Origin of the sequence: Microbacterium insulae (assembly GCF_042677065.1) — a bacterium.
In the GTDB taxonomy this organism is placed as follows: Bacteria; Actinomycetota; Actinomycetes; order Actinomycetales; family Microbacteriaceae; genus Microbacterium; species Microbacterium insulae.
On sequence record NZ_JBHTII010000001.1, the window covers coordinates 1,204,884 to 1,224,718 of the forward strand.

Annotated in this window: 21 protein-coding genes; 11 read left to right on the forward strand and 10 right to left on the reverse strand. The window is 69.9% G+C overall.

The window, feature by feature from the left end; genetic code table 11:
• The first annotated feature begins 82 nt into the window (after positions 1-82).
• A complete protein-coding gene (locus ACFQ0P_RS05750) occupies positions 83-589 on the forward strand; it encodes a low molecular weight protein-tyrosine-phosphatase (protein WP_204981151.1) in 507 nt (168 codons plus the stop codon).
• A 35-nt stretch (positions 590-624) separates the two neighbouring features.
• Positions 625-2,022, forward strand: coding sequence for an adenylosuccinate lyase (gene purB / locus ACFQ0P_RS05755; protein ID WP_204981152.1), 1,398 nt, complete (start codon positions 625-627; stop codon positions 2,020-2,022).
• 25 nt (positions 2,023-2,047) lie between these two features.
• Here the strand turns inward: purB and ACFQ0P_RS05760 are convergent, their stop codons facing one another.
• A complete protein-coding gene (locus ACFQ0P_RS05760; protein WP_204981153.1) occupies positions 2,048-2,368 on the reverse strand; it encodes an amino acid transporter in 321 nt (106 codons plus the stop codon).
• Positions 2,365-3,078 (reverse strand): acyl-CoA synthetase, encoded by a 714-nt coding sequence (locus tag ACFQ0P_RS05765; RefSeq protein ID WP_204981154.1) that lies wholly within the window; start codon positions 3,076-3,078, stop codon positions 2,365-2,367. Before ACFQ0P_RS05765 ends, ACFQ0P_RS05760 begins: the two co-directional genes overlap by 4 nt.
• A gap of 201 nt (positions 3,079-3,279) precedes the next feature.
• On the opposite strand from ACFQ0P_RS05765, the gene ACFQ0P_RS05770 reads away from it, so the two are divergent.
• Entirely contained in the window at positions 3,280-7,758 is a 4,479-nt protein-coding gene (locus tag ACFQ0P_RS05770) for a hypothetical protein (RefSeq protein WP_204981155.1), read from the forward strand.
• A 150-nt stretch (positions 7,759-7,908) separates the two neighbouring features.
• Here ACFQ0P_RS05770 and ACFQ0P_RS05775 read toward each other — a convergent pair whose 3' ends face one another.
• A complete protein-coding gene (locus tag ACFQ0P_RS05775; RefSeq protein ID WP_204981156.1) occupies positions 7,909-9,288 on the reverse strand; it encodes a pyridoxal phosphate-dependent decarboxylase family protein in 1,380 nt (459 codons plus the stop codon).
• A gap of 126 nt (positions 9,289-9,414) precedes the next feature.
• On the opposite strand from ACFQ0P_RS05775, the gene ACFQ0P_RS05780 reads away from it, so the two are divergent.
• Complete coding sequence (locus ACFQ0P_RS05780; RefSeq protein WP_204981157.1) at positions 9,415-10,440, forward strand: sugar-transfer associated ATP-grasp domain-containing protein; 1,026 nt, start codon at positions 9,415-9,417, stop codon at positions 10,438-10,440.
• A gap of 22 nt (positions 10,441-10,462) precedes the next feature.
• The gene (locus ACFQ0P_RS05785) at positions 10,463-11,479 is read left to right on the forward strand and encodes a sugar-transfer associated ATP-grasp domain-containing protein (protein ID WP_204981158.1); all 1,017 of its coding nucleotides are present in this window, start codon (positions 10,463-10,465) and stop codon (positions 11,477-11,479) included.
• Between the two features lie 6 nt (positions 11,480-11,485).
• On the opposite strand, the gene ACFQ0P_RS05790 is transcribed toward ACFQ0P_RS05785, so the two are convergent.
• Positions 11,486-11,863: a PPOX class F420-dependent oxidoreductase gene (locus tag ACFQ0P_RS05790; protein ID WP_204981159.1), complete on the reverse strand. Its 378-nt coding sequence runs from the start codon at positions 11,861-11,863 to the stop codon at positions 11,486-11,488.
• 134 nt (positions 11,864-11,997) lie between these two features.
• Here ACFQ0P_RS05790 and ACFQ0P_RS05795 point away from each other — a divergent pair, with 134 nt between their 5' ends.
• Complete coding sequence (locus ACFQ0P_RS05795; RefSeq protein WP_204981160.1) at positions 11,998-12,435, forward strand: iron chaperone; 438 nt, start codon at positions 11,998-12,000, stop codon at positions 12,433-12,435.
• Between the two features lie 239 nt (positions 12,436-12,674).
• Entirely contained in the window at positions 12,675-12,848 is a 174-nt protein-coding gene (locus ACFQ0P_RS05800) for a CsbD family protein (RefSeq protein ID WP_204981161.1), read from the forward strand.
• 74 nt (positions 12,849-12,922) lie between these two features.
• Here the strand turns inward: ACFQ0P_RS05800 and ACFQ0P_RS05805 are convergent, their stop codons facing one another.
• The 5 genes from ACFQ0P_RS05805 to ACFQ0P_RS05825 form a co-directional block, all read right to left on the reverse strand.
• On the reverse strand, positions 12,923-13,180 hold the full coding sequence (locus ACFQ0P_RS05805; protein WP_204981162.1) for a helix-turn-helix domain-containing protein: 258 nt from the start codon (positions 13,178-13,180) through the stop codon (positions 12,923-12,925).
• Positions 13,180-13,665, reverse strand: a complete 486-nt coding sequence (locus ACFQ0P_RS05810) for a DUF2975 domain-containing protein (RefSeq protein WP_204981163.1) — start codon at positions 13,663-13,665, stop codon at positions 13,180-13,182. The genes ACFQ0P_RS05805 and ACFQ0P_RS05810 overlap by 1 nt, the downstream gene beginning before the upstream one ends.
• An 80-nt stretch (positions 13,666-13,745) precedes the next feature.
• Positions 13,746-14,945, reverse strand: a complete 1,200-nt coding sequence (locus ACFQ0P_RS05815) for a glycosyltransferase (RefSeq protein WP_204981164.1) — start codon at positions 14,943-14,945, stop codon at positions 13,746-13,748.
• A complete protein-coding gene (locus ACFQ0P_RS05820) occupies positions 14,942-15,583 on the reverse strand; it encodes a TetR/AcrR family transcriptional regulator (protein WP_204981165.1) in 642 nt (213 codons plus the stop codon). The genes ACFQ0P_RS05815 and ACFQ0P_RS05820 overlap by 4 nt, the downstream gene beginning before the upstream one ends.
• A 22-nt stretch (positions 15,584-15,605) precedes the next feature.
• The gene (locus ACFQ0P_RS05825) at positions 15,606-16,256 is read right to left on the reverse strand and encodes a TetR/AcrR family transcriptional regulator (protein ID WP_204981166.1); all 651 of its coding nucleotides are present in this window, start codon (positions 16,254-16,256) and stop codon (positions 15,606-15,608) included.
• Positions 16,257-16,369: 113 nt separating this feature from the next.
• Between ACFQ0P_RS05825 and ACFQ0P_RS05830 the strand changes: the two genes are divergently transcribed.
• Together ACFQ0P_RS05830 and ACFQ0P_RS05835 are read left to right on the forward strand one after the other, a co-directional pair.
• Positions 16,370-16,921 carry a dihydrofolate reductase family protein gene (locus ACFQ0P_RS05830; RefSeq protein ID WP_204981167.1) on the forward strand — a complete coding sequence of 184 codons (552 nt, stop codon included), beginning with the start codon at positions 16,370-16,372 and terminating at the stop codon, positions 16,919-16,921.
• 157 nt (positions 16,922-17,078) lie between these two features.
• Entirely contained in the window at positions 17,079-17,435 is a 357-nt protein-coding gene (locus ACFQ0P_RS05835; RefSeq protein ID WP_204981168.1) for a nuclear transport factor 2 family protein, read from the forward strand.
• A gap of 76 nt (positions 17,436-17,511) precedes the next feature.
• On the opposite strand, the gene ACFQ0P_RS05840 is transcribed toward ACFQ0P_RS05835, so the two are convergent.
• Positions 17,512-18,042, reverse strand: a complete 531-nt coding sequence (locus ACFQ0P_RS05840) for a MarR family winged helix-turn-helix transcriptional regulator (RefSeq protein WP_204981169.1) — start codon at positions 18,040-18,042, stop codon at positions 17,512-17,514.
• Positions 18,043-18,192: 150 nt separating this feature from the next.
• On the opposite strand from ACFQ0P_RS05840, the gene ACFQ0P_RS05845 reads away from it, so the two are divergent.
• On the forward strand, positions 18,193-19,326 hold the full coding sequence (locus tag ACFQ0P_RS05845) for a DNA alkylation repair protein (RefSeq protein ID WP_378772362.1): 1,134 nt from the start codon (positions 18,193-18,195) through the stop codon (positions 19,324-19,326).
• Positions 19,323-19,622 (forward strand): MGMT family protein, encoded by a 300-nt coding sequence (locus ACFQ0P_RS05850; protein ID WP_204981171.1) that lies wholly within the window; start codon positions 19,323-19,325, stop codon positions 19,620-19,622. Before ACFQ0P_RS05845 ends, ACFQ0P_RS05850 begins: the two co-directional genes overlap by 4 nt.
• Positions 19,623-19,835: the final 213 nt, after the last annotated feature.

Consider the following 19,835-nt stretch of genomic DNA (forward strand, 5'->3'; position numbering starts at 1 on the left):
CTTAACGATCGGTGAGCACGCGTCGATCCGCCGACGGACCGGCTCTTGGGCACGGAGACCGCCGCGGTCCAGAATGGAGCGCATGGCTGCGAGCACCGGGGAACCCTTCCGCGTCGTGTTCGTGTGCACCGGAAACATCTGCCGGTCCCCGATGGCCGACGTCGTCTTCCGGGGGTTCGCGGATGCCGCGGGCCTGGGCGGCCGCGTCGCCTCGACGAGCGCCGGCACGGGCGACTGGCACGTCGGGGAACGCGCCGATCAGCGCACGCTCGATGCGCTGGAGCGCGCCGGCTACGACGGGACGCGGCACCGCGCACGCCAGTTCACCCACGCCGACTTCGTGCACTCGGACCTCGTCGTGGCGCTCGACCGGAGTCACGAGCGCATCCTCCGCGGGTGGGCGCGCAGCGAGTCCGACTCCGACAAGATCGCGCTCCTGCTGTCGTTCGACCCGTCCGCGCGGACGCTGGACGTGCCGGACCCGTACTATGCCGGCCCCGGAATGTTCGACGAGGTGCTCGGTATGATCGAGAGTGCGAGCCGGGCGCTCTTCCGGCAGCTCGAACCCGCCATTCGCCCGGCCACGTGAGGCCGGGCTCGCCCTTGCGTTCCGACGGGAGCACCGTGACCTCTCTCCACTCCGCCGACCTCCCCTGGCAGCCGCTCAGTCCGCTCGACGGCCGCTACCGCGTCGCCGTCACCGGCCTCGGGGATTACCTGTCCGAGGCGGGTCTGAACCGCGCCCGCGTCGAGGTCGAGGTCGAGTGGCTCATCGCCCTCACCGACCGATCGCTGTTCGGCACGACGCCCCTGTCCGACGACGACAAGGCGCGCCTGCGGGCTCTCTACCTCGAGTTCGGGCAGGCCGAGATCGACTGGCTGGCCGAGAAGGAGGCGGTCACGCGCCACGACGTGAAGGCCGTCGAGTACCTCGTGCGCGACCGGCTGTCGTCGCTCGGACTCGACGCGATCGCCGAGCTCACCCACTTCGCGTGCACGAGCGAGGACATCAACTCCGCCTCCTACGCGCTCACGGTGCGCCGCGCCGTCGAGCGCGTGTGGCTGCCGAAGCTGCGGTCGGTGATCGACACCCTCCGCGAGCTCGCCGTCGCGCACCGCGACGCCGCGATGCTCTCCCGCACACACGGCCAGCCCGCCACGCCGTCCACGATGGGCAAGGAGCTCGGCGTGTTCGCGTGGCGCCTCGCACGCGTCGCCGACCAGATCGAGGGCGGCCAGTACTTCGCGAAGTTCTCCGGCGCGACGGGCACGTGGTCGGCGCACCTCGCCGCCGAGCCCGACGCCGACTGGCCCGGGCTCTCCCGCGCGTTCATCGAGGGTCTCGGGCTCGACTTCAACGTGCTGACCACCCAGATCGAGTCGCACGACTGGCAGGTCGAGCTGTACGACCGCGTCCGGCATGCCGGCGGCATCCTGCACAATCTCGCCACCGACGTGTGGACCTACATCTCCATCGGCTACTTCACCCAGATCCCGGTCGCGGGGGCCACCGGCTCGTCGACGATGCCGCACAAGATCAACCCGATCCGCTTCGAGAACGCCGAGGCGAACCTCGAGATCTCGGGCGGCCTGTTCGCGACCCTGTCGCAGACGCTCGTGACCAGCCGTCTGCAGCGCGACCTCACCGACTCGACGACGCAGCGCAACATCGGCGTCGCGTTCGGGCACTCGCTGCTCGCGCTCGACAACCTGCAGCGAGGTCTCGGCGAGATCTCCCTCGCCGAAGACGTGCTGCTGGCCGACCTCGATGCGAACTGGGAGGTGCTGGCCGAGGCGATCCAGACCGTGGTCCGCGCCGAGATCGCCGCCGGTCGCTCGCAGATCAGCGACCCCTACGCGCTGCTCAAGGACCTCACGCGCGGCCGCCGGGTCGGCGCGGCGGAGCTGGCCGACTTCGTGCGGGGCCTCGACATCGGGGATGCTGCGAAGGAGCGCCTCCTCGCGCTTACTCCCGCCACCTACGACGGGCTCGCCTCGAAGCTGGTCGACGAGCTCGGCTGAGAAGCGTCAGCCCAGGCGAGAAGCGTCAGGCCTTCGGGTCATCGGATGCCGCGGCATCCGTCCCCTCCTGCTCCTCGGGGAGCAGCACCGGCCGGTCGACCTGCTTGGCGACCTGCGCGGGGTCGATGGCGAGAAGCAGGAGCGACACGATCAGCAGCACGGCGATGAAGGTGACCCCGGCGACGATCAGCGCGAGCACCAGGGCGGCCTGCGCCTTGCCGCCCTGCTGGAAGAACCCCATCGACAGGAGTGTCACGAATCCGGCGAAGAGCGCGGCCGCGAACGCCAGCCCGAGCAGCTGCACGGGCTTCATGAGGTCGCGGCGGGTGGGGCGGTCGTCGCTCACGCGGGTTCCTTCGGTTCGGCGGGAACGGATGCCGCGGCCGGCGCGTCGGCCGGGGCGTCCTCCTTGCGCGGCGTGAAGCCGGCGATCCCGAGGTAGACGGCGACGATCGCGGCGTAGGCGCCGAAGAGTCCGACACCGATCGTGATGCCGGTGAGGGTCAGGGTCTGGCCCGCTTCCTCGATCGTGTACCGCAACGAGTAACCGGCGGGCACCACGGCGAGCGCCAATCCGAGGAGGAGTCCGGCGGCGCCGACGACCACGGCGTCGCGGCTGTCGGACCTCGGGCCGGCGTCGACGACCGGCCGGGCATCGGCCACGCCGGGTGCGATCTCGCGGCGGGCCCGGCCGCGGAGCCCGCGGACGCCGGCGATCAGCTCGACGAGCCCGGTCAGCAGGGCCCATGCGATGACGACGGCGAAGAAGCCGCCGACCGTGCGCAGCGGCGCGAGACCGCCGACCATCCCGGCGACGAGTGTGATGCCGCCGACCGCGGCGGCGGGCCAGCGGCGGCCGCGCGGGTAGACGATCCAGACCGAGAGGAGAAGGACGAGAGCAGTCGCGATCGCGAAGCCGCTGAAGACCGCCATGCCCACCTGCGCGGAGTGGTCCGGCGAGAAGGTGATCATGATCGCCGCGAGCGCCGCGAAAGCGGCTCGGGCGAGCTGCACGTGGCGCACGTCGAACGCGCGGGCGGAAGAAGCTGAGGTCACGACGGATTCCTGGCGGATCGGGAGGGACCCCTCCAGTCTAGTTGCGGCTCCTGGGAGGGTCGCCCGGGCGGCCAGCCGCCGGCCTATCGCGCGAGCGGCTCCGGGCGTATCTTTCGCGTGGGGATGCACCTCTCACTGACGGGGACCCGGCCGGCCGCGTGGCCGCCTCCGCCGCTGGCGGCCCGTCCCGGAGAGGCGATCATGACCACGTTCCTGTCACTCAGCTTCACGTCTGCGGGCGCCGTCGCGTCGGGACCGACCTCGCCAGACCTGCGTCCGAGCGATGTCTCGACCGGCGCGCTCGCCACGCCGGTCCAGCCACCGGGTTTCGACGAACCTCTCACTCACGGGTGGACGCCCACCGGCGGCGACGGCCTCGCGACCACGGTGGACCCGCCGTTCTTCGGGGAGTTCGCGCTCGAGGTGGTGGCGGTCGGCGTGGACGCCACGACGGCTTTCGGCGTGCAGGGGCCCGGCGCCCCGGCCGCTCTCGCCGTCGCCCCGGCCGCCGACGGGCGGCTGCTGCTCACGGCGGCGGTCACCACGACGAGCGGAGTCGTGGCGCTGGCGGCGACCGTGACGCCGCCGGCGGCGGGTGAGGCATCCATCCCGGCGGTCTGGGGTGCGGGCTCGGAGGCGGTGCTCGTGTGGGGCGGGGCCCCCGTCGCGCGCCGCCGCTTCACGGGGTCGCTCGCCGACCCGAGCGGCGACGTCGTCGTGGGCGGAGGAACCGTCTCCGGGCCCGCGGTGATCGCTGCCGTCCGGCTGCGCGATCGGCTGACGGCCGAGGAGGATGCCGCGTTCGCCGCCGCGGGAGCGCAGGGCATGGGCGAGATCGACTCCCTCGTCCTCTCGGGCGCGGAGGGCTATCTCGGCGCGCCCACGGCCGACGAGACGGTGACGGGGTGGATGCGCTGGCGGCCGTTCGAGAACGGCGTCGTGTACTGGTCCTCGGCGACGGGGGCGCACGCCGTCAAGGGCGACTTCCTCGTCGCGCACAACAACCGCGGGGGTGCCGCAGGGCGCCTCGGTCTGCCCACGACTGCCGAGATGGGGCTCTCCCAGCTCATGACGCATCTGCGGCAACCGCGCGCCAAGGGCTTCCGCGGCATCCGGCTCTCCGACGTGATCGTCAGCGCGTCGGATCTCGGACTCGACGACCTGGTGATCGAGGCGAGGGAAGCGCCGACGAAGCCCATCGGACCCGGACCCCGTGAGTCGAAATCGTGGGATTCGTTCCGCGAACGCGACGCCCTCGACCTCGGCGTGCTGACCGGGACCGACGCCGGCCGCGTGATCTCGGTCGCGGGCTCGCGCTCCGACGTCGGCGCGATCGTGCGAGCCGCCGCGGAGCTGCGCGTGACCGGCGTCTCGGCGGCGGTCGAGGGGTCGCCCTCGCCGCTGCGCGCACTGCTCGAAGCCCCGGCTGCCGAGACCGCCGCGCTCAACGCGCAGCTCGAAGCGGTCTACGCGCGTTCGTTCCTCGAAACGGCCACCGGGTCCGCGCTCGGTCGCGACGGCGTCGAGGGCGTCTTCGTGAACCGTCTCGGTCGAGGCGGCGACGACGGCCCCCTGCGCTGGCGTCGCCGCCGTGGCGGCAGGGAGCCGGAGCCTCGGACGGATGCCGCGGCCGACCTCACCGCCGGCATGGCCGACCGGGTCCTCGCGTCGGTGAAGGATGGGCTCGCCCAGGGCACGATGAGCGTGCTCGAGGCGAGTGTGCTGGCCCCCGCCGCGCACCTCGAGGTGCCCGCGTTCACCGAACTGCTCCGCCCGGGCGTTGAGACCGACGCGTCGCCGCTGACGGATGCCCCGCCCGACTTCCTCGATCTCGTCGAGGAGTCGAGCCGCCTCGGCATCGAGGTCAAGGTGATCTCCGACGGTCGGAAGTACGCGATCCGCGGACCGCGCGCGCAGATGTTCCAGAACGGACTGCTGCTGCACACCGGCAGCGGCGGCGTCATCGAGCTGTACGACGAGATCCTCGCCCACTGGCTGCTGCTGGGCGGTCCCGACGGCTTCCTCGGACTCCCCAACTACAGCCAGATCGCCATCGTCGACGGCGCCTACGCCGAGTTCGCCGGCGGACGCATCTACTGGTCGGCGGCGACCGGCGCGCACGAGGTGCACGGTGCCATCCTCGAGAAGGTGCTGCGCAGCCGGCCGGTCGGGGCGTCGCCCTGGGGCTTCCCGACAAGCGATGAGTCGGATGTCGCGGGCCACCCCGGCGCGCGGGTGTCGTTCTTCCAGTACGGCGCCGTCTATTGGAGAGCCGACATCGGAGCGGTCGCCATCTCACAGGACTTCCTGACGCACTGGATGACCGGCGGCGGGATCGGGCGCTACGGCATGCCGACGAGCGAGGTGCAGAAAGGCGGCAACCGCGGGGTGGAGTGGCAGACCTTCACGCGCGCGGTGCTGGGGCGCACGGCGCAGACCGGCGTGTTCGAGCAGTTCCAGGCATCCATCACCCGCGTCACGGCGCAGAACATCGACGACGGCGTGGAGTTCACGCCGTGGCCGCGCAGCGACACCACCGCCGAGCTGTTCGTGAAGGGCTGGATCTGGGTGGACGGCGTAGAAGTGCTGCACCAGACGAGCCCGCGCGCGACCACGGCGGTCGACGTGAACTGGAAGACCGCGCCCTTCGACCTGCGCCCCGACACGACGGTGCGGATCCGCATCGAGGCGTACGACCACGACAGTCTCAGCAAGAACGACCACCTCGCCACGTACGACCGCACCTGGTCGTACGGAGACGGTCTGTGGGGCTTCGCCGACACGCTCGGCCCCCACCTCGAGCAGGGCCCGCACGAGTGGACCTCGAGCAACGCCGATCAGGGCGACGTGAAGTTCTCGTACGCCATCTCGCTGCCCGGCGGCGTCGACCCCCGTCACACGCGCGAGCGGCACTTCTGGCGCTTCCGCAACACCGGCCGCGACCACCTGCCGTGGTCGATGTACAAGGAGACGTTCGTCGACATCGACGGCGACGACGTCAACTACTTCACCGACCCGTTCGACAGCTGGTACTACGACGCCGAGTACGAAGACGTCGCGGACGGCGGCAACTGCTTCGGTTACAGCGTGTCGGCGCAGCGGGCGTTCCACGGTCTCGGGCAGATCCCGCAGCCGCTGTCGCTTCAGACGAGCGACCAGCGCGACGATGCCGTGTGGCGGGTCATCAACCGCGGTCAGGGTACGCAGAAGGCCGCGAGCGTCGTGCTGCACAAGATCGCCGCGAAGCTCTCGGCCGACTACTGCGACCCGCGCCTGGTCTGGTCGCGGATCAAGACGAGCACCGATCGCGGCTTCCCCGTCATCCTGTCGTTCCGCAAGAAGGATGCCGGGCACGCGGTGATGGTGTACCACTGCGACCAGCAGCCCGACGGCGTCAAGCGCATGTACATCGCCGATTCGAACGTGCCGTGGACGCCGGGAAGCACGGACGACTCCTCGATGTTCGAGATCCATCCCGACGGCTCGTACACGATCAAGCCCGACGGCATGTACGACGACTGGGAGGGCGGCGCGTGGGAGCGCGGCGAACTCGGCGAGCGCTACATGATGGACATCCCGGAGCACACGGTCCTCTCGCCGCTGCGCACCCCCAACTCCGACATCGCGACGCAGCTCGCTTGCCTGGTCGGCGGGATCATCTCCAGCGACGGGGCGGCGATCGCGCAGGTCGAGTCCGGGGGCCGCAAGCTCGTCGGCGATCAGCGGCGCCGGCTGCTCGACGAGTGGCGGGGTCAGGCCGTCCTGAGCGCGGCGGCGGCGAAGGTCGGCATCGCCGAGAAGCGGGAACCGGATGCCGCGGCAGCCGAGACCCCGTGGCTCGGAGCGCTGCGGGGTCAGGAGCTTCTCGCGGCCTCGGCATCCCTCCTCACCGGTCTCACGCCTGGCGGGGCGTTCGACGTCGATCGGGTGAGTGCGGCGCTGGAGTCGGCAGCGGTGCTGCCCGGCTTCACGACGGCGAAGGACTCGTGGGGTCCGATCGCGTTCGAGGCGAGCCGGTGGGCCGACGAGCTCGAGACAGACATCCAGCTACGTCCAGAGATCAACATCGACACCGTCATCACCCTCGGCGCACTCCCTCGGGCGGCCTTCATCCACGCCGAGGACGACCGGGTCGGCGGACCCGACGTGGTCGCGTTCCGCGGCCCGGTCCCCGACGACCTGCGGATCACGCTCCGGGGCCGGGGCCGATCGTACCGGCACGCGGTCGCGGCGCACGGCGGACTCGTCCGCCTCGCCTCGTCGCTCGCGGCCGGAGCGACCGACACCGTGTCGGCCACACGCATGGCCGGTGAGCGCCCGTCCGTGGCGATGACGACCTCGGGCATCGCGAAGACCGTCTCGGCGGCACTGTCGGTCTCCTCCGCGGTGGGGAGTCTCGCGTGGACGGTCCCACTCGGCGTCGCGTCCGGCGTGGACGCCGAGGTCCGCTGGATGCCGGGACGCCCCGGGATCGCGGTCCGCCACGGCGCCGCCGTCGACGAAGGGGAGTTCCGCTGGAGCACGAGCTCGGAGGCTGTCTATGCGGCGCCCGCCGCGCGGGCCGGCGAGACCGTGCGGATCGTCCCGGCCGACGCGGCATCCCCTCTCGGTGCCATGCGCCTGCAGCGCGAGTCCGTCCTCGGCGACCTGATCGCGACGGAGGTCATCGACCCCCGCTGAGCGGGCCGGGTCTGCCGGGCTCAGGAGATCTGCCCGGCTCAGGACGAGCTCCGGGCGGATGCTCCTGAACCGCGCAGATCTCCTGCCTCCGGCAGCATCCGTCCGCACCGCCCGCCCCACTCGCGGGTCATCGGCGAGGCGGCCCGCGCCTCAGCCCAGGGAGTCCAGGATGTCGACCAGCAGCTCGTACGTCGTGAGCGGGCTGATGATCGCGAAGCGCAGCACGGGCTCGCCGGCATGGGAGCTCGGCACGACGAACGCCCGCTGCTCCTCGAGGAGGCGGTCCGACCACGCCTGATAGTCCGCGGCCGTCCAGCCCTCGCGCCGGAAGACCACCACCGACAGCTGCGGCTGGCGCACGAGCGAAACGCCGTCGCGGCGCTCGATCTCATCGCCGATGCGGCGGGCCAGGTCGATCCCGTACGCGATCGTTGCGCGGTACTGCTCCGTGCCGTGCGTGGCCAGCGAGAACCACAGCGGGAGCCCGCGCGACCGACGCGTGAGCTGCACGGCCAGGTCGGACGGGTTCCAGTCCGGGGAGTCCGTGAGCGTGTCGAGGTACTCCGCCTTCTGGGTGTGGGCGAGGCGCGCGAGCGACGGGTCGCGGTAGATCAGCGCGCACGCGTCGAAGGGCGCGAACAGCCACTTGTGCGGATCCACGATCACCGAGTCGGCCTGCTCGACGCCGGCGAACACCGGGCGCAGCTCGGGCACGAGCATGGCCGCGAGACCGTACGCGCCGTCGATGTGCAGCCACACATCCCGCTCCTTCGCGGCCGCCGCGACCCCGGCGATGTCGTCGACGATGCCGAAGTTGGTGGTGCCTCCTGTGGCGACCACCGCGAAGACCGCGTCGCCGTGCTCGTCGAGAGCGCGCGCGACGGAGTCGCCGTGCAGCCGGCCCTCCGCGTCGGGTGCGGCGGAGACCACGCCTACGTCCATCACCTCCGCCGCCGAGGCGATCGAGGAGTGCGCCTCGCCGCTGCACACGACCAGCCAGCGCGCCGGGTCGCTGCGCCCCGCCTCGCGGTTGCGACGGCGCGCGGCATCCCGAGCCGTCACGAGCGCGGAGAGGTTGCCGATCGTGCCGCCCTGCACGAACACCCCGCCGGAGCTCTCGGGCAGGCCGAACTCGTGCGCCAGCCAGTGGAGGACCTCGTTCTCGGCGAAGACCGCGCCCGCGCCCTCCATCCAGGAACCGCCGTAGATCGCGGATGCCGACACGACGACGTCGAACGCGAGCGAGGCCTTGCTCGGGGCGGAGGGGATGAACGAGAGATAGCCCGGGTGATCGGTCGAGATGCACGCCGGGGCGAGCACGTTCTCGAAGAGCGAGACGGCCCGCTCCGCGCCGATGCCGTCGGGCGTGATCGAGCCCGACGCGAGCCGCGCCAGATCCGCGGGGCTCATCGGCTTGTCGAGCGGGATGTCCTCGTAGAGCGCGCGGCGTCGCGCGTACTCGAGGACGTCGTCCACGGTGCGGCGGGTGTCCTCCGAGATGGCGTGCATCGAGTCGGGCTGCGAGGTCATGTGTGCTCCACGGGTCAAGTCGACACCTCACGCTAGGCCGCAAGGCCGGTCACGACAAGCCGAGTGGATGCCGCGGCATCCGTCCCTCCTCCGGGGCCGCGCAGGGCCAGCACGTAGGATGGGTGGATGCCCTCCCCGGTCGACCGGCTCTTCCGCCGCGCGCGTTTCTTCGTGCGCCGAGTGGTGTCGTTCGACTACGACCGGGTGCGGCAGTTCGCGACCCAGTCGGCCAAGCTGTCGCGCGCTCCGCGGTGGTGGGTCATGCTCGACATGGCCTGGTGCGCCGTGCGCTACGAGACCACCTTCGAGAACTACTCGGAGTGGGATTTCCGCATCCTGAAGGGCCGGGAGCGCAAGACGTACATGACCGACCCGCGGTCCTTCCACCTCTCTCGCCGGCTCAACGACGACAGCAAGCGGGGCGTCTTCGACGACAAGCTGCAGTTCGCCGCGCGCTTCGGCGACGAACTCGGACGCGAGTGGGTCGACGTGTCCGAGATCGACGCCGACGCGTTCGCCGCGTTCCTCGGGCGCCACGACCGGGTCATCTCGAAGAACCCGCGCGGCGTCGGAGGCAACGGGATCACGGTGCGCGACACGGCCGCGATCGCCGATGCGGCTGCCCTCCGCGAAGAGCTGGTGGCCTCGGGCGAGACCCTCGTCGAGGAACTGCTCGTGCAGCATCCCGAGATGGCCCGCCTCTACCCCGGCAGCGTCAACTCGCTCCGCGTCGTGACGTACCTCGACCCGGACGGCGAGGTGCACGTGCTCGCCGCCGTGCTGAAGATCGGCAACGGCGGCGTCATCGACAACTTCTCCAGCGGCGGCATGTACACGATGCTCGGCGACGACGGCCGCGCACTGCACGCCGCCGCCGACGAAGAGGCGCACGCGTATGAGACCCACCCCCTCACGGGCGTGCGGATCACCGGGTTCCAGGTGCCGCTGTACGACGAGGTGCTCGCGCTCGTGGACCGGCTCGCCCGGCGCGTCCCCGAACTGCCCTACATCGGCTGGGACATCGCGATCACCCCCGAGCGCCCGGTCGTCATCGAGGGCAACCACAACAGCGGCGTCTTCCAGTCCAAGCCGACCGTGTCGGGCATCCGGCAGGGTCTGCTCCCGCGCTACCGTGCCGCGATGCGGTTCTGACGGCGGCAGGAAGGTTCGCGACATGAGTCAACTGAGCGCCCGCGTGGGTTACCTGCTCAACCGCGCCCGCCGGCTCCGGCCGGGCAACCTCCTCGAGTTCGCCACGCAGGTCCAGCGGGTCTCGCGGGCGCCGAAGTTCGTCATCATCGCCGACATGCTCTGGTGCTCGGTGCGCTACGAGATGGGCTTCCGCGACTACGCGGTGTGGGACATCCGGCTCCTCAACGCGCGCGAGCGCAAGACGTGGATGACGCACCCCAAGTCCAACAGCATCACCAAGCTCTACAACGACCCCGCCGCCTACCGGCGCTTCGAAGACAAGGTGAGCTTCTACGGCGAGTTCGCCGACGTCATCCACCGCGAATGGATCGACGCGCGCACCGCCACCGACGACGAGGTGGGCGCTTTCGTGGCGAAGCACGGGCGCGTCATCGCCAAGCCCGCCGCCTCCGAGGGCGGCAGCGGCATCTCGGTCTACTCCGCCGACGAGCAGGCGGATGCCGCGGCCTTCCGCCAGCGGCTCATCGACGCCGACCAGACCCTCGTCGAGCAGCTCCTCGCGCAGCACGAGGCCATGGCCTCGCTGTACCCCGACAGCGTCAACACGCTGCGGATGATCACGTACTACGACCCCGACGCCGACACGATGCACCTGCTCGCCGCGGTGCTGCGGATCGGCAACGGCGCCTCGATCGACAACTTCGCGTCCGGGGGCATGTTCACGCTCCTCGACGAGCACGGCGTCGCGCTGTATCCGGGGGTCGACAAGAACAGCAACGTCTACCGGACGCACCCGGTCACCGGCACCGCGATCGTCGGGTTCGCCGTGCCGAAGTACGACGAGGTGCTCGTCCTGCTCGAAGACATCGTGCGCCGCATCCCGCAGGTGCGGTATGTCGGCTGGGACATCGCCGTCACCCCCGACGGTCCCGCGGTCATCGAGGGGAATCACAACTCGAGCGTGTTCCAGCCCAAGCCGTCGGCGTCGGGCGTGCGCACCGGGCTGCTGCCGGTCTACAAGGCCGCGATCGGGTTCTGACCCGAGTCAGTTCTCGAACCCGGCCGAGCCGAGCACCCGCTCGACGGTCAGCTCGAGCACGACCCGCTCGGGGTTGACACGCGGCTGGCGGTAGCGGCCGGCGTAGAGGGCGACGGCGTGGGCCACGGCATCCGGGTCGTCCGTCACCGTCACCGGGCCCTCGAAGCTGATCCACCGCGCCCGGTCGACCGAGCACACGGTCGCGCGGCCGCTGCGGCGGGCGTTGACGAACTTCTGCGTCCCGCCGGTGCCGATGACGCGCACGACTCCGTCCTCGTACGTGAACCCCACGGGGACGGCGTGGATGCGGCCGTCGCGGCCGATGGTCGACAGGGTCGCGAGATGGTACTCGGCGAGGAACTCGAATGCGGCGTCGGTCAGCACCCGCCCAGCCTCTCAGACGGAGGGATGCCTCGGCTCCGCCGATCGGTCAGGATCGGAGAAGCGGCGGGCTGCGGCCGCGCGTAGCGTGACGAGCACGGGCCGGATGCCGGCCGAGACACGTGAAGGAGACCGACATGGCCGAGAAGAAGTCCGACGGGCTTTCCGCGGAGGAACGCGCCGCCGTCAAGGAGCGGGCGAAGGAGCTGCGCGCGCAGGAGAAGGCCGGGAAGAACCGGGAGGCCGGGCTCAAGTCCGTGCTCGATGCGATCGCCGGACTGGAGCCCGAAGACAAGTCGCTCGCCGAGGGACTGCACGAAGTGGTGAGCGAGGTCGCCCCCGACCTGGTGCCGAAGACGTATTACGGCATGCCCGGCTACGCCAACGGCGACGGCAAGATGGTCGTCTTCCTGCAGCCGGCGAAGAAGTTCAAGACCCGCTACGCCACCATCGGCTTCGAAGGCCCGGCGAACCTCGACGACGGCGACTTCTGGCCGGTCGCGTTCGCGGTGCTGAAGTGGACGCCCGCCGTCGAGAGCCGGGTCGCCGCCCTGGTGCGCGCCGCCGTGTCCTGACCCGCCGCCGCAGCTTGCCGAGAGGGCTCTCACGACGGGTTCCGCGCCCCGCGAGCGGTCGGGAGCGCCCTCTCGGCACGCGTGGCGGCGGCGGAGGTTACGCCTGCCGGCCGAGGTTTTCAACCGTGTGCGGTTGAGCGGCCGGGGCGCATAGCGTCGAGGGCATGACCCAGCGCCGCCGCGTTCACCGCGTCGGCCTCGGCGACTGACCTCAGTCCACGACAGAAAGGGGAATCGCTATGGGAATCGGCGACGACATCAAGCACAACGCAGAAGAGATGAAGGGCAAGGCCAAGGAGGCCTACGGGGACGCGACCGACAACGAGCGTCTCGAGGCCGAAGGTCAGGCCGACCAGGCGAAGGCCAACCTCAAGAAGGCCGGCGACGACGTCAAGGACGCCTTCACCAACTGAGCCCTTCCCCGAGAATCCGGCGCCCTCGATCCTGCACGGATCGGGGGCGCCGTCACGTGTGGCGAACGCTGGGCTCAGTCGACTTCGCTGTCGTCGAGGGATGCCGCGGCCGCCGGTGCGGGCGCAGACTCGGGCTCCCACCGCAGGAGGTCGCCGGGCTGGCAGTCGAGGACCTCGCACAGCGCGTTCAGCGTCGTGAAGCGGACGGCCTTGGCGCGGCCGTTCTTGAGCACGGCAAGGTTCGCCGGCGTGATGCCGACCCGCTCGGCGAGGGTGCCGACGGCCATCTTGCGGCGTGCCAGCATCACGTCGATGTCGATGACGATGGGCATCACACCACCTCGTCCAGCTCGGCGCGGAGCGCCGTGGCCTCTCGTTCCCGGTCGATCGCCTGGCGCAGGAGGGCCTTCATCACCACGACGAGCAGCGCCACCCCGGCCAGCACGAGACCCGCACCGCCGACGAGGCCGACGACGCCGGGCGCCGCCTCGCCGAACCTCAGGAGCACCGCCATCGCGAAAGCGAGGGCCGCCGCCGCGGAGATCGCGCCGACGATGATGTCGACGTACCGGAAGGATGCCTCGGTGAACACCGAGCCGCGGCGCACCTTGGTGAGCAGCATCCACACGCACACCCCGAAGACCTGCATCGTGACGACGCCGAGCACGATGATCGAGACGACCGTGATCCGGATGGCGGGCTCCGTGCCGACCAGGTCGAACCAGATCGCCGGGACGATCATCACCTGGACCACCAGCGAACCGGCGAGCGCCAGTGCGATGACGGCGCGGAGCAACAGGATCGTGGTCTTGCCCATGACAGCTCCTTCTCGAAGAACGATGTAAATCTATCGTTATTCGATGTATGCTGCAAGGCCTGATGAGATCCGATCCGGGATCAACGCAGCGACGTGAGCACCGACAAGGCGGTGTTCGTGCCGTCCTCCTCCGCCATCGCGCGCGCTGCCTCGGTCACCCGAGGGCGGCAGAGGTCCGCGTCGGCCAATGCCGCTCCGAGTCGGGATGCCGAGAGCGCGCGCTGACGGATGGGCGCCGGGGCGAGGCCGGCGTCATGAAGGCGCGCACCCCAGAACGGCTGGTCGGCGATGAACGGCACGATGATCGACGGCGTCCCCGCCGCGGTCGCGGCCTGCACGGTGCCGATGCCGCCGTGATGTACGGCGGCCGTCGCGCCCGGCAGGACCCGGGAGTGCGGGACGAAGTCCGCGACGAAGAGGTCGTCACCGTGGAGGTCGCGCGGCACGACGATGCCGCCGAGGCCGAGGGCGATGACGGCGCGGAGTCCGCGGGCGCGGGCGGCTGCGACGACCGCGCGCCCTCGCCTCTCGGCTCCGGTCGTCGCCATCGAGCCGAACCCGGCGTAGAGGTAGGGTCCGCCCTCGAGGAAGGCCTCGAGCGCGGGGTCGCCCGTGTCGCTCGCATCGCCGCCGGATTCGCGTGCCCACCGGCCGGTCAGGTGCACGGTCGACGGCCAGTCGTCGGGCCTCCGCAGGATCGCGGGACTGATCGGCATGAGCGTCGCGGCGGGCTGCGACACCCGTCCGCGGCGGCCACCGACGAGCGACCGCGCTTCGGCGAGGTCCTGACGGAACATCGACTCCGCAGCTGCGGCAGCCCGATAGGTCAGCCTGTTGAGAGGGCCGAGACTCCCGGGGACGGTGCCGGCGGCGGGAAACGCGCGGGTCGGCGTGAGCGCGGGGACGATCTCGACCAGCGCGTGAGGAATTCCGAGCGCGTCGGCGACGATCGGCGCGGAGAGCACCTTCGGGTGCCAGACGATCACGTCGGGCCGGTACTCAAAGGCGGCCCGCGCGCCCTCGACGATGACCGAACGCATCAGCGGCCGCACGACCGTCCGGTAGTTGCGTATCGCGGCCGCGATCGACACGCCCTGCGCTTCGATGAGCGCACTGTAGTCGACTCCCATGCTCGCCACGTCCAGCTCGCCGGTGTCGGCACCGGAGTTGTCGGGAGCGACGAGCCGCACGTCGTGCCCGGCCGCTCGCGCGCGCTCCCCGAGGGCGACGAAGGGCTCGACATCCCCCCTCGACCCGGCGGTGGCCAGCAGGATCCTCATGCGCCTGACGCCTCCGTCGCGCGGGCGGCTTCGAGCACCGCGCGGTCGCGCAGGAGCCCGGTGGTGTAGATCTCGGCGATCGGGACGGCGAGTCGTCGCATCGCGGCCTCGGCGTCGTCGTTCGCCCAGTGTGCGAGGCTGGCCGTGAACGCGAAGGGCGCCAGTCCGAGCACGACGAGCGCGACGGCCTGCGCGTCGGGGTCGGATGATGCGCGCAGCGAGCCGTCCTCGGCCGCGTGGTCGACGACCATGCGCGCCACCGCCACGAGCTCGTCGAACAGGCTCCGGGATTCGGGGGAGTCCTCGGTCAGCATACGGGCGGCGTACGCGCCGAAGCGCGAGAAGGTCGCGTCCAGCACTTGTCCGGGGCGGGACTGGCTCTTGGCACGCAGAAAGGCGATGACTCGGCGGTCGCACTCGCGCCGCAGCTCCTCTTTGCTCCCGAAGTGGTGGATCACGAGGGCCGGGCTCACCCCCGCGTCCGCGGCGATGTCGCGGACCGTGGTTCCCGAGATGCCGCGCGTCGCGAAGCGGCCGAGCGCGGCCCGCACGATCCGGCCGGACGCCGACAGGTCGCCGGTCTCGAACGACGCTTCGGTGCCCGGAGTCGTGGGTGCGGGTGGAAGGGCTGAACGCATGTTCAGCATTCTGCACGATTGTTCAGCCGCCCGCGAGTCCTCTCGCTTCGTGCGTACGCGCGTACCGCGCCACCATCGTCTCGGCGGCGTCCTCGACCACGTGGCGAACATCGTCTTCGGAGAGCGACCAGTTGCCGTGGACCAAGCGGGGCCAGAAGACGACCGTGGCGATCATCCCCAGGAACTGCGCGGCTGCCGCGTCGGGGTCGTCTACCCGAGCGGCCTCCGCCTCGGTCTCACTGATGAGATAGCGGTGGAGGGTGCGCAGAACCGGCAGCGTGCCGAAGTCGAAGGTGCGCTCGCGCAGCTCGGGGAAGCGAGGCGCCTCCGCGATGATCGTCCGCAGCAGTTCTTCGATGCGCGGGCGACGGAGGATGTCGGCGTACGCCAACCCCACGGCGACCAATCCCGCGCGGAAGTCACCCGGCGCAGGCGCCTCGAACTCGCCGTCGGTGGTGGCGCCCGCGGCGAGCACCGTCGCCTCGAACAGCGACGCCTTGGTGGGGAACTGCTTGAACAGCGTCGCCTTCGACACACCCGCGGCCTCGGCGACCTTTGCGAGCGAGGTGCGGTCGTATCCGGATTTGAGGAAGAGTGCGGCAGCAGCCTCGAGGATCAGGGCGCGGTTCGCCGCCGCGACACCGCGGTGGTAGGCGGAGGTCTCCCGGGTCACCGATCCAGTATCGCATGTGGTGAGTCGCTTGACTCACCTTTGTCGCCTCACGTACCGTGAAGGCTCAGGTGAGTCAGCCGACTCACCACTACAGCCGAATCGAAGGTGCAACCATGAGCCTCGTCTTCGTCCACGCGACGCTGACCCTCGACGGATTCCTCGCCGGGCCGAACGGCGAGGTGGATTGGATGTTCGACGTTCCTTCAGCACCTGAGGATCAGGAGGTCGTGGATCGGGTCTGCGCCAACATCGGCGCGGTGGTGGGTGGGGCGAACTCGACCCGCACGATCGAGGATGACGGAATCCCCTACGGCGGGATCGTGAATGCCCCCGTCTTCCTCATGACGCACACGCCGGCCCCGCCCGTCGAGCGCGACGGGATCACGTACACCTTCGTCGTCGACGACATCGCCGAGGCGGTCGAGTCTGCGAAGCGTGCAGCGGGCGGGAAGTGGGTGAGCCTGCTGGGCGGGAGCATCGGGCGTCAGTGCCTGCAGCTCGGACTCGTCGACGAGATCCACCTCGACGTCGTTCCGGTGCTTCTCGGCGAAGGAATCTCGCTCTTCGGCGGACTCGGGATGCGCGTCGATCTCGAACGGCTCGAGACCTCCGCGTTCGCGAGCGAGACGCACCTGCGCTTCAGAGTCCTCGAAGCGAGCGTGTGAGTCGACATCGGGCGTCGCTGCATAGTGTCCCGCAAGACAGTATTTATGATACTGTCCTGCAGGACGGTATCTGTGATCGATGGGTACGATCTCGTCACTCGCAGGAGCGTCTTCTCAATCGAATGCACGAGATTCCTCGTCGAAGAAGGGACACGCAATGAGCAAGGAACTGAAGAACGAAGACCTGCCGGCCGCTGTGCGCGGATTCGTCGATGGGTGGCAGTCGGGCGACGCGGACAAGGTCGAGGCCCTGTTCGCGGAGGACGCGGTGGTCACCGATGAGGGACACACCCATCGGGGACTGGAAGAGATCAGTGGGTGGACGCGGGAGACGATCAATCTCTTCTCCACGACGCTCACGTTCCTCGGCGGCCGCGAGGTCGATGGAATGGTGGGCGCGTCATACCGGCTCGAGGGCGACTTTCCGGGAGGTGTCGTGGACCTGGAGTACCAGTTCCACCTCGACGAGGATGGCAAGATCGCCGAGTTGGATTTCGCCCCGGTTGCTGTCTGACTGCGGGCACGAGAGAGGCTGCCTCCGGTTGGAGGCAGCCTCTCTCGCTGTGTTGTGGAAGTGCAGCGATCCCGGCTCAGGACTCGGCGGGCAGGAGCCCTCGCTCGAGCATCCGGTCGGCAGACGCGATCGCGTCTTTCACGAATCTCTCGGTGAGCGCGGTGTACCGGCGGACGTCGGCCGCAGACCATCCCTCGAGCACTTCGGCGATCATCCGGTCGCCGAGGGCGTAGACCCCGCGTGCTGCTTCCTCGCCGGCCTCGGTGAGGCTGATCAGAGTCGCGCGGCGGTCGGTCGGGTCGGTCTTGCGCTCGACGAGTCCGTCCGCTTCGAGCCGCCGTACGATCTTGCTCACGTAGGACGCTCCGGTGGCCAGCACCTCGGAGAGGGCGCTGGGTCGCATCGGCCCCCACGCAAGAAGGTGTCGCAGCGTGGCATGGGAGGGCTGATCGATCGACTCGCCGCTCTTGGCGAGAATCTCGCCCTGGATGGCGGGCGAGTCCCACAGGAGGATCAGGGCACTGAGATTCGCGAGCAGCTCCGACCGGTAGGGGAAGTCGCTGGCGTGCAACGATCGCGAGCTGTGTCCCGTGGCGCTGTTCTCCATGACCTCATCCTACCGATAGTGCTCTCTGAGACAGTATCTCGACCGTGATGTCGCCTGCGGACCGTGAACGTGATACTGTCCGATAGGACATTAAAGTGGCTGTGTTGAGCTGTCTGGTCGATGTCAGGGGGAGGTGGTGTCGTGGGGACGATGGACGAGCTGCTCGATCCCGCCGTGGTGGGCAGGCTGCGCTGCTCCCTGATGTCGGTGGCGCCGGGCCTGAAGCTGTCGGCGCTCGAAGAGGCTGAGAACCTCGTCCCAGGACGGCGGTTGCGTGATCGAGTGGATGTCGTTCGCGACGCACTCCTCGAGGACATCCCGTCCGGTTTCGGCGCCGCTGCAAGCGTGGTCCGAGACGTCCTGACGGCGCCGCAGTTCGCCGGTTGGATGATCTGGCCGGTCAGCGAGTTCGTCGCTGCACGCGCGATCGCGAGCGGATCGACGGACGACTTCGACGCTGCGATGGACGTCCTCGCGCAGCTCACAATCCCGCTCAGCAGCGAGTTCGCGGTCCGCGACCTTCTGAACGCGCGACCCGAACGCGGCCTAGGCATCATGCGCACCTGGACCGGCCACGAGAACGAACATGTACGGCGCCTCGCAACGGAAGGATCACGCGCATACCTCCCCTGGGCCAAACGCGTTCCCTGGCTGATCACGCAGCCGGACGCCACTCGAGGCATCGTCAACGCGCTCTACCGCGATCCCGCCGAGTACGTGCGGCGATCGGTCGCCAATCACCTCAACGACCTCAGCCGCGTCGACCCAGCCCTGGTCGCCCAGATTGCCCAGACCTGGCATGCGGAGTCCGACGAACACACGCCATGGGTACTCAGGCACGGCCTGCGAACTCTCATCAAGAGAGCAGATCCCGAAGCACTCGCGCTCCTCGGCTACACGGGGAACAGTCTGCGAGTGAGCCGTCCCACCCTCTCCGCGCCGAACGTCGCGCCGGGCGGTGTGCTCGAGTTCGCGGCAGTGGTGACCAACGACGGCAGCGACGCCGCGGCCGTCGCGATCGACTACTCCATCGGGTTCCTGCGGGCCAACGGTGACGTTCGGCCCAAGACCTTCAAACTCGCCACCCGTCGACTCGCGCCCAGGGAGAGCGTTGTGGTGCGCAAGACGCACTCGTTCCGCCCGATCACGACCCGCACCTACTACCCGGGCCGGCACTTCGTCACCGTGCAGGCAAACGGCACCCTCTCGCCGCCGGCAGACTTCACGCTCCAAGCCGACATCGAGCACGACCCGGTCGTCGACCAGGGAGGTGGCCTCTCGTGAGCGAACTCACGGACCGAGTCGTCCAGATCGTCCAATCGATACCCGCCGGCCGTGTCATGACATATGGCGCGGTGGCGCGCGAAGCGCGCACGGGCGCCCGCGCCGTGGCCCGGGTCCTGTATCACGGGGGACACGAGATCCCCTGGTGGCGCGTCGTCAGCGCAGAGGGACGCCCCTATCCCGGCGCGGTCCACGATGCCCGCGCGCGCCTCCGAGAGGAAGCGACACCGCTCCACGAGGACACCGACGATCCGCGCGTCGACCTCGAGCGAGCCGCGTGGAACCCCAGCGCCTGAGCGAACACGCCCCTTCGTCGCGACGCGCAAGGAGCGACACCCGCTGCGGCGACCCGACCTCCGTGAGCCTCGCGTCGTCCCCGCACCGCTGAGCCCGCATCTTCTCGAAAGCGCGTGCACGGATTCCTGCATTCCGTCGACATCGAGGAATTCAATCGTCAACTCGTCTGTTACTGTCCTGTAAGACACTAAATAGTGTCGCTGAGGTAACTA

What these genes read in the sequence shown, in the direction of transcription:
- ACFQ0P_RS05775 (WP_204981156.1), bottom strand. Translation starts at nt 9,288, where the DNA reads ATGACCTCGCAGCCCGACTCGATGCACGCCATCTCGGAGGACACCCGC.
- ACFQ0P_RS05810 (WP_204981163.1), bottom strand. Translation starts at nt 13,665, where the DNA reads ATGGGCAAGACCACGATCCTGTTGCTCCGCGCCGTCATCGCACTGGCG.
- ACFQ0P_RS05770 (WP_204981155.1), top strand. Translation starts at nt 3,280, where the DNA reads ATGACCACGTTCCTGTCACTCAGCTTCACGTCTGCGGGCGCCGTCGCG.
- ACFQ0P_RS05795 (WP_204981160.1), top strand. Translation starts at nt 11,998, where the DNA reads ATGGCCGAGAAGAAGTCCGACGGGCTTTCCGCGGAGGAACGCGCCGCC.
- ACFQ0P_RS05785 (WP_204981158.1), top strand. Translation starts at nt 10,463, where the DNA reads ATGAGTCAACTGAGCGCCCGCGTGGGTTACCTGCTCAACCGCGCCCGC.
- ACFQ0P_RS05815 (WP_204981164.1), bottom strand. Translation starts at nt 14,945, where the DNA reads ATGAGGATCCTGCTGGCCACCGCCGGGTCGAGGGGGGATGTCGAGCCC.
- ACFQ0P_RS05840 (WP_204981169.1), bottom strand. Translation starts at nt 18,042, where the DNA reads ATGGAGAACAGCGCCACGGGACACAGCTCGCGATCGTTGCACGCCAGC.
- ACFQ0P_RS05845 (WP_378772362.1), top strand. Translation starts at nt 18,193, where the DNA reads ATGGACGAGCTGCTCGATCCCGCCGTGGTGGGCAGGCTGCGCTGCTCC.
- ACFQ0P_RS05830 (WP_204981167.1), top strand. Translation starts at nt 16,370, where the DNA reads ATGAGCCTCGTCTTCGTCCACGCGACGCTGACCCTCGACGGATTCCTC.
- ACFQ0P_RS05780 (WP_204981157.1), top strand. Translation starts at nt 9,415, where the DNA reads ATGCCCTCCCCGGTCGACCGGCTCTTCCGCCGCGCGCGTTTCTTCGTG.
- ACFQ0P_RS05750 (WP_204981151.1), top strand. Translation starts at nt 83, where the DNA reads ATGGCTGCGAGCACCGGGGAACCCTTCCGCGTCGTGTTCGTGTGCACC.
- ACFQ0P_RS05835 (WP_204981168.1), top strand. Translation starts at nt 17,079, where the DNA reads ATGAGCAAGGAACTGAAGAACGAAGACCTGCCGGCCGCTGTGCGCGGA.
- ACFQ0P_RS05800 (WP_204981161.1), top strand. Translation starts at nt 12,675, where the DNA reads ATGGGAATCGGCGACGACATCAAGCACAACGCAGAAGAGATGAAGGGC.
- ACFQ0P_RS05820 (WP_204981165.1), bottom strand. Translation starts at nt 15,583, where the DNA reads ATGCGTTCAGCCCTTCCACCCGCACCCACGACTCCGGGCACCGAAGCG.
- ACFQ0P_RS05805 (WP_204981162.1), bottom strand. Translation starts at nt 13,180, where the DNA reads ATGCCCATCGTCATCGACATCGACGTGATGCTGGCACGCCGCAAGATG.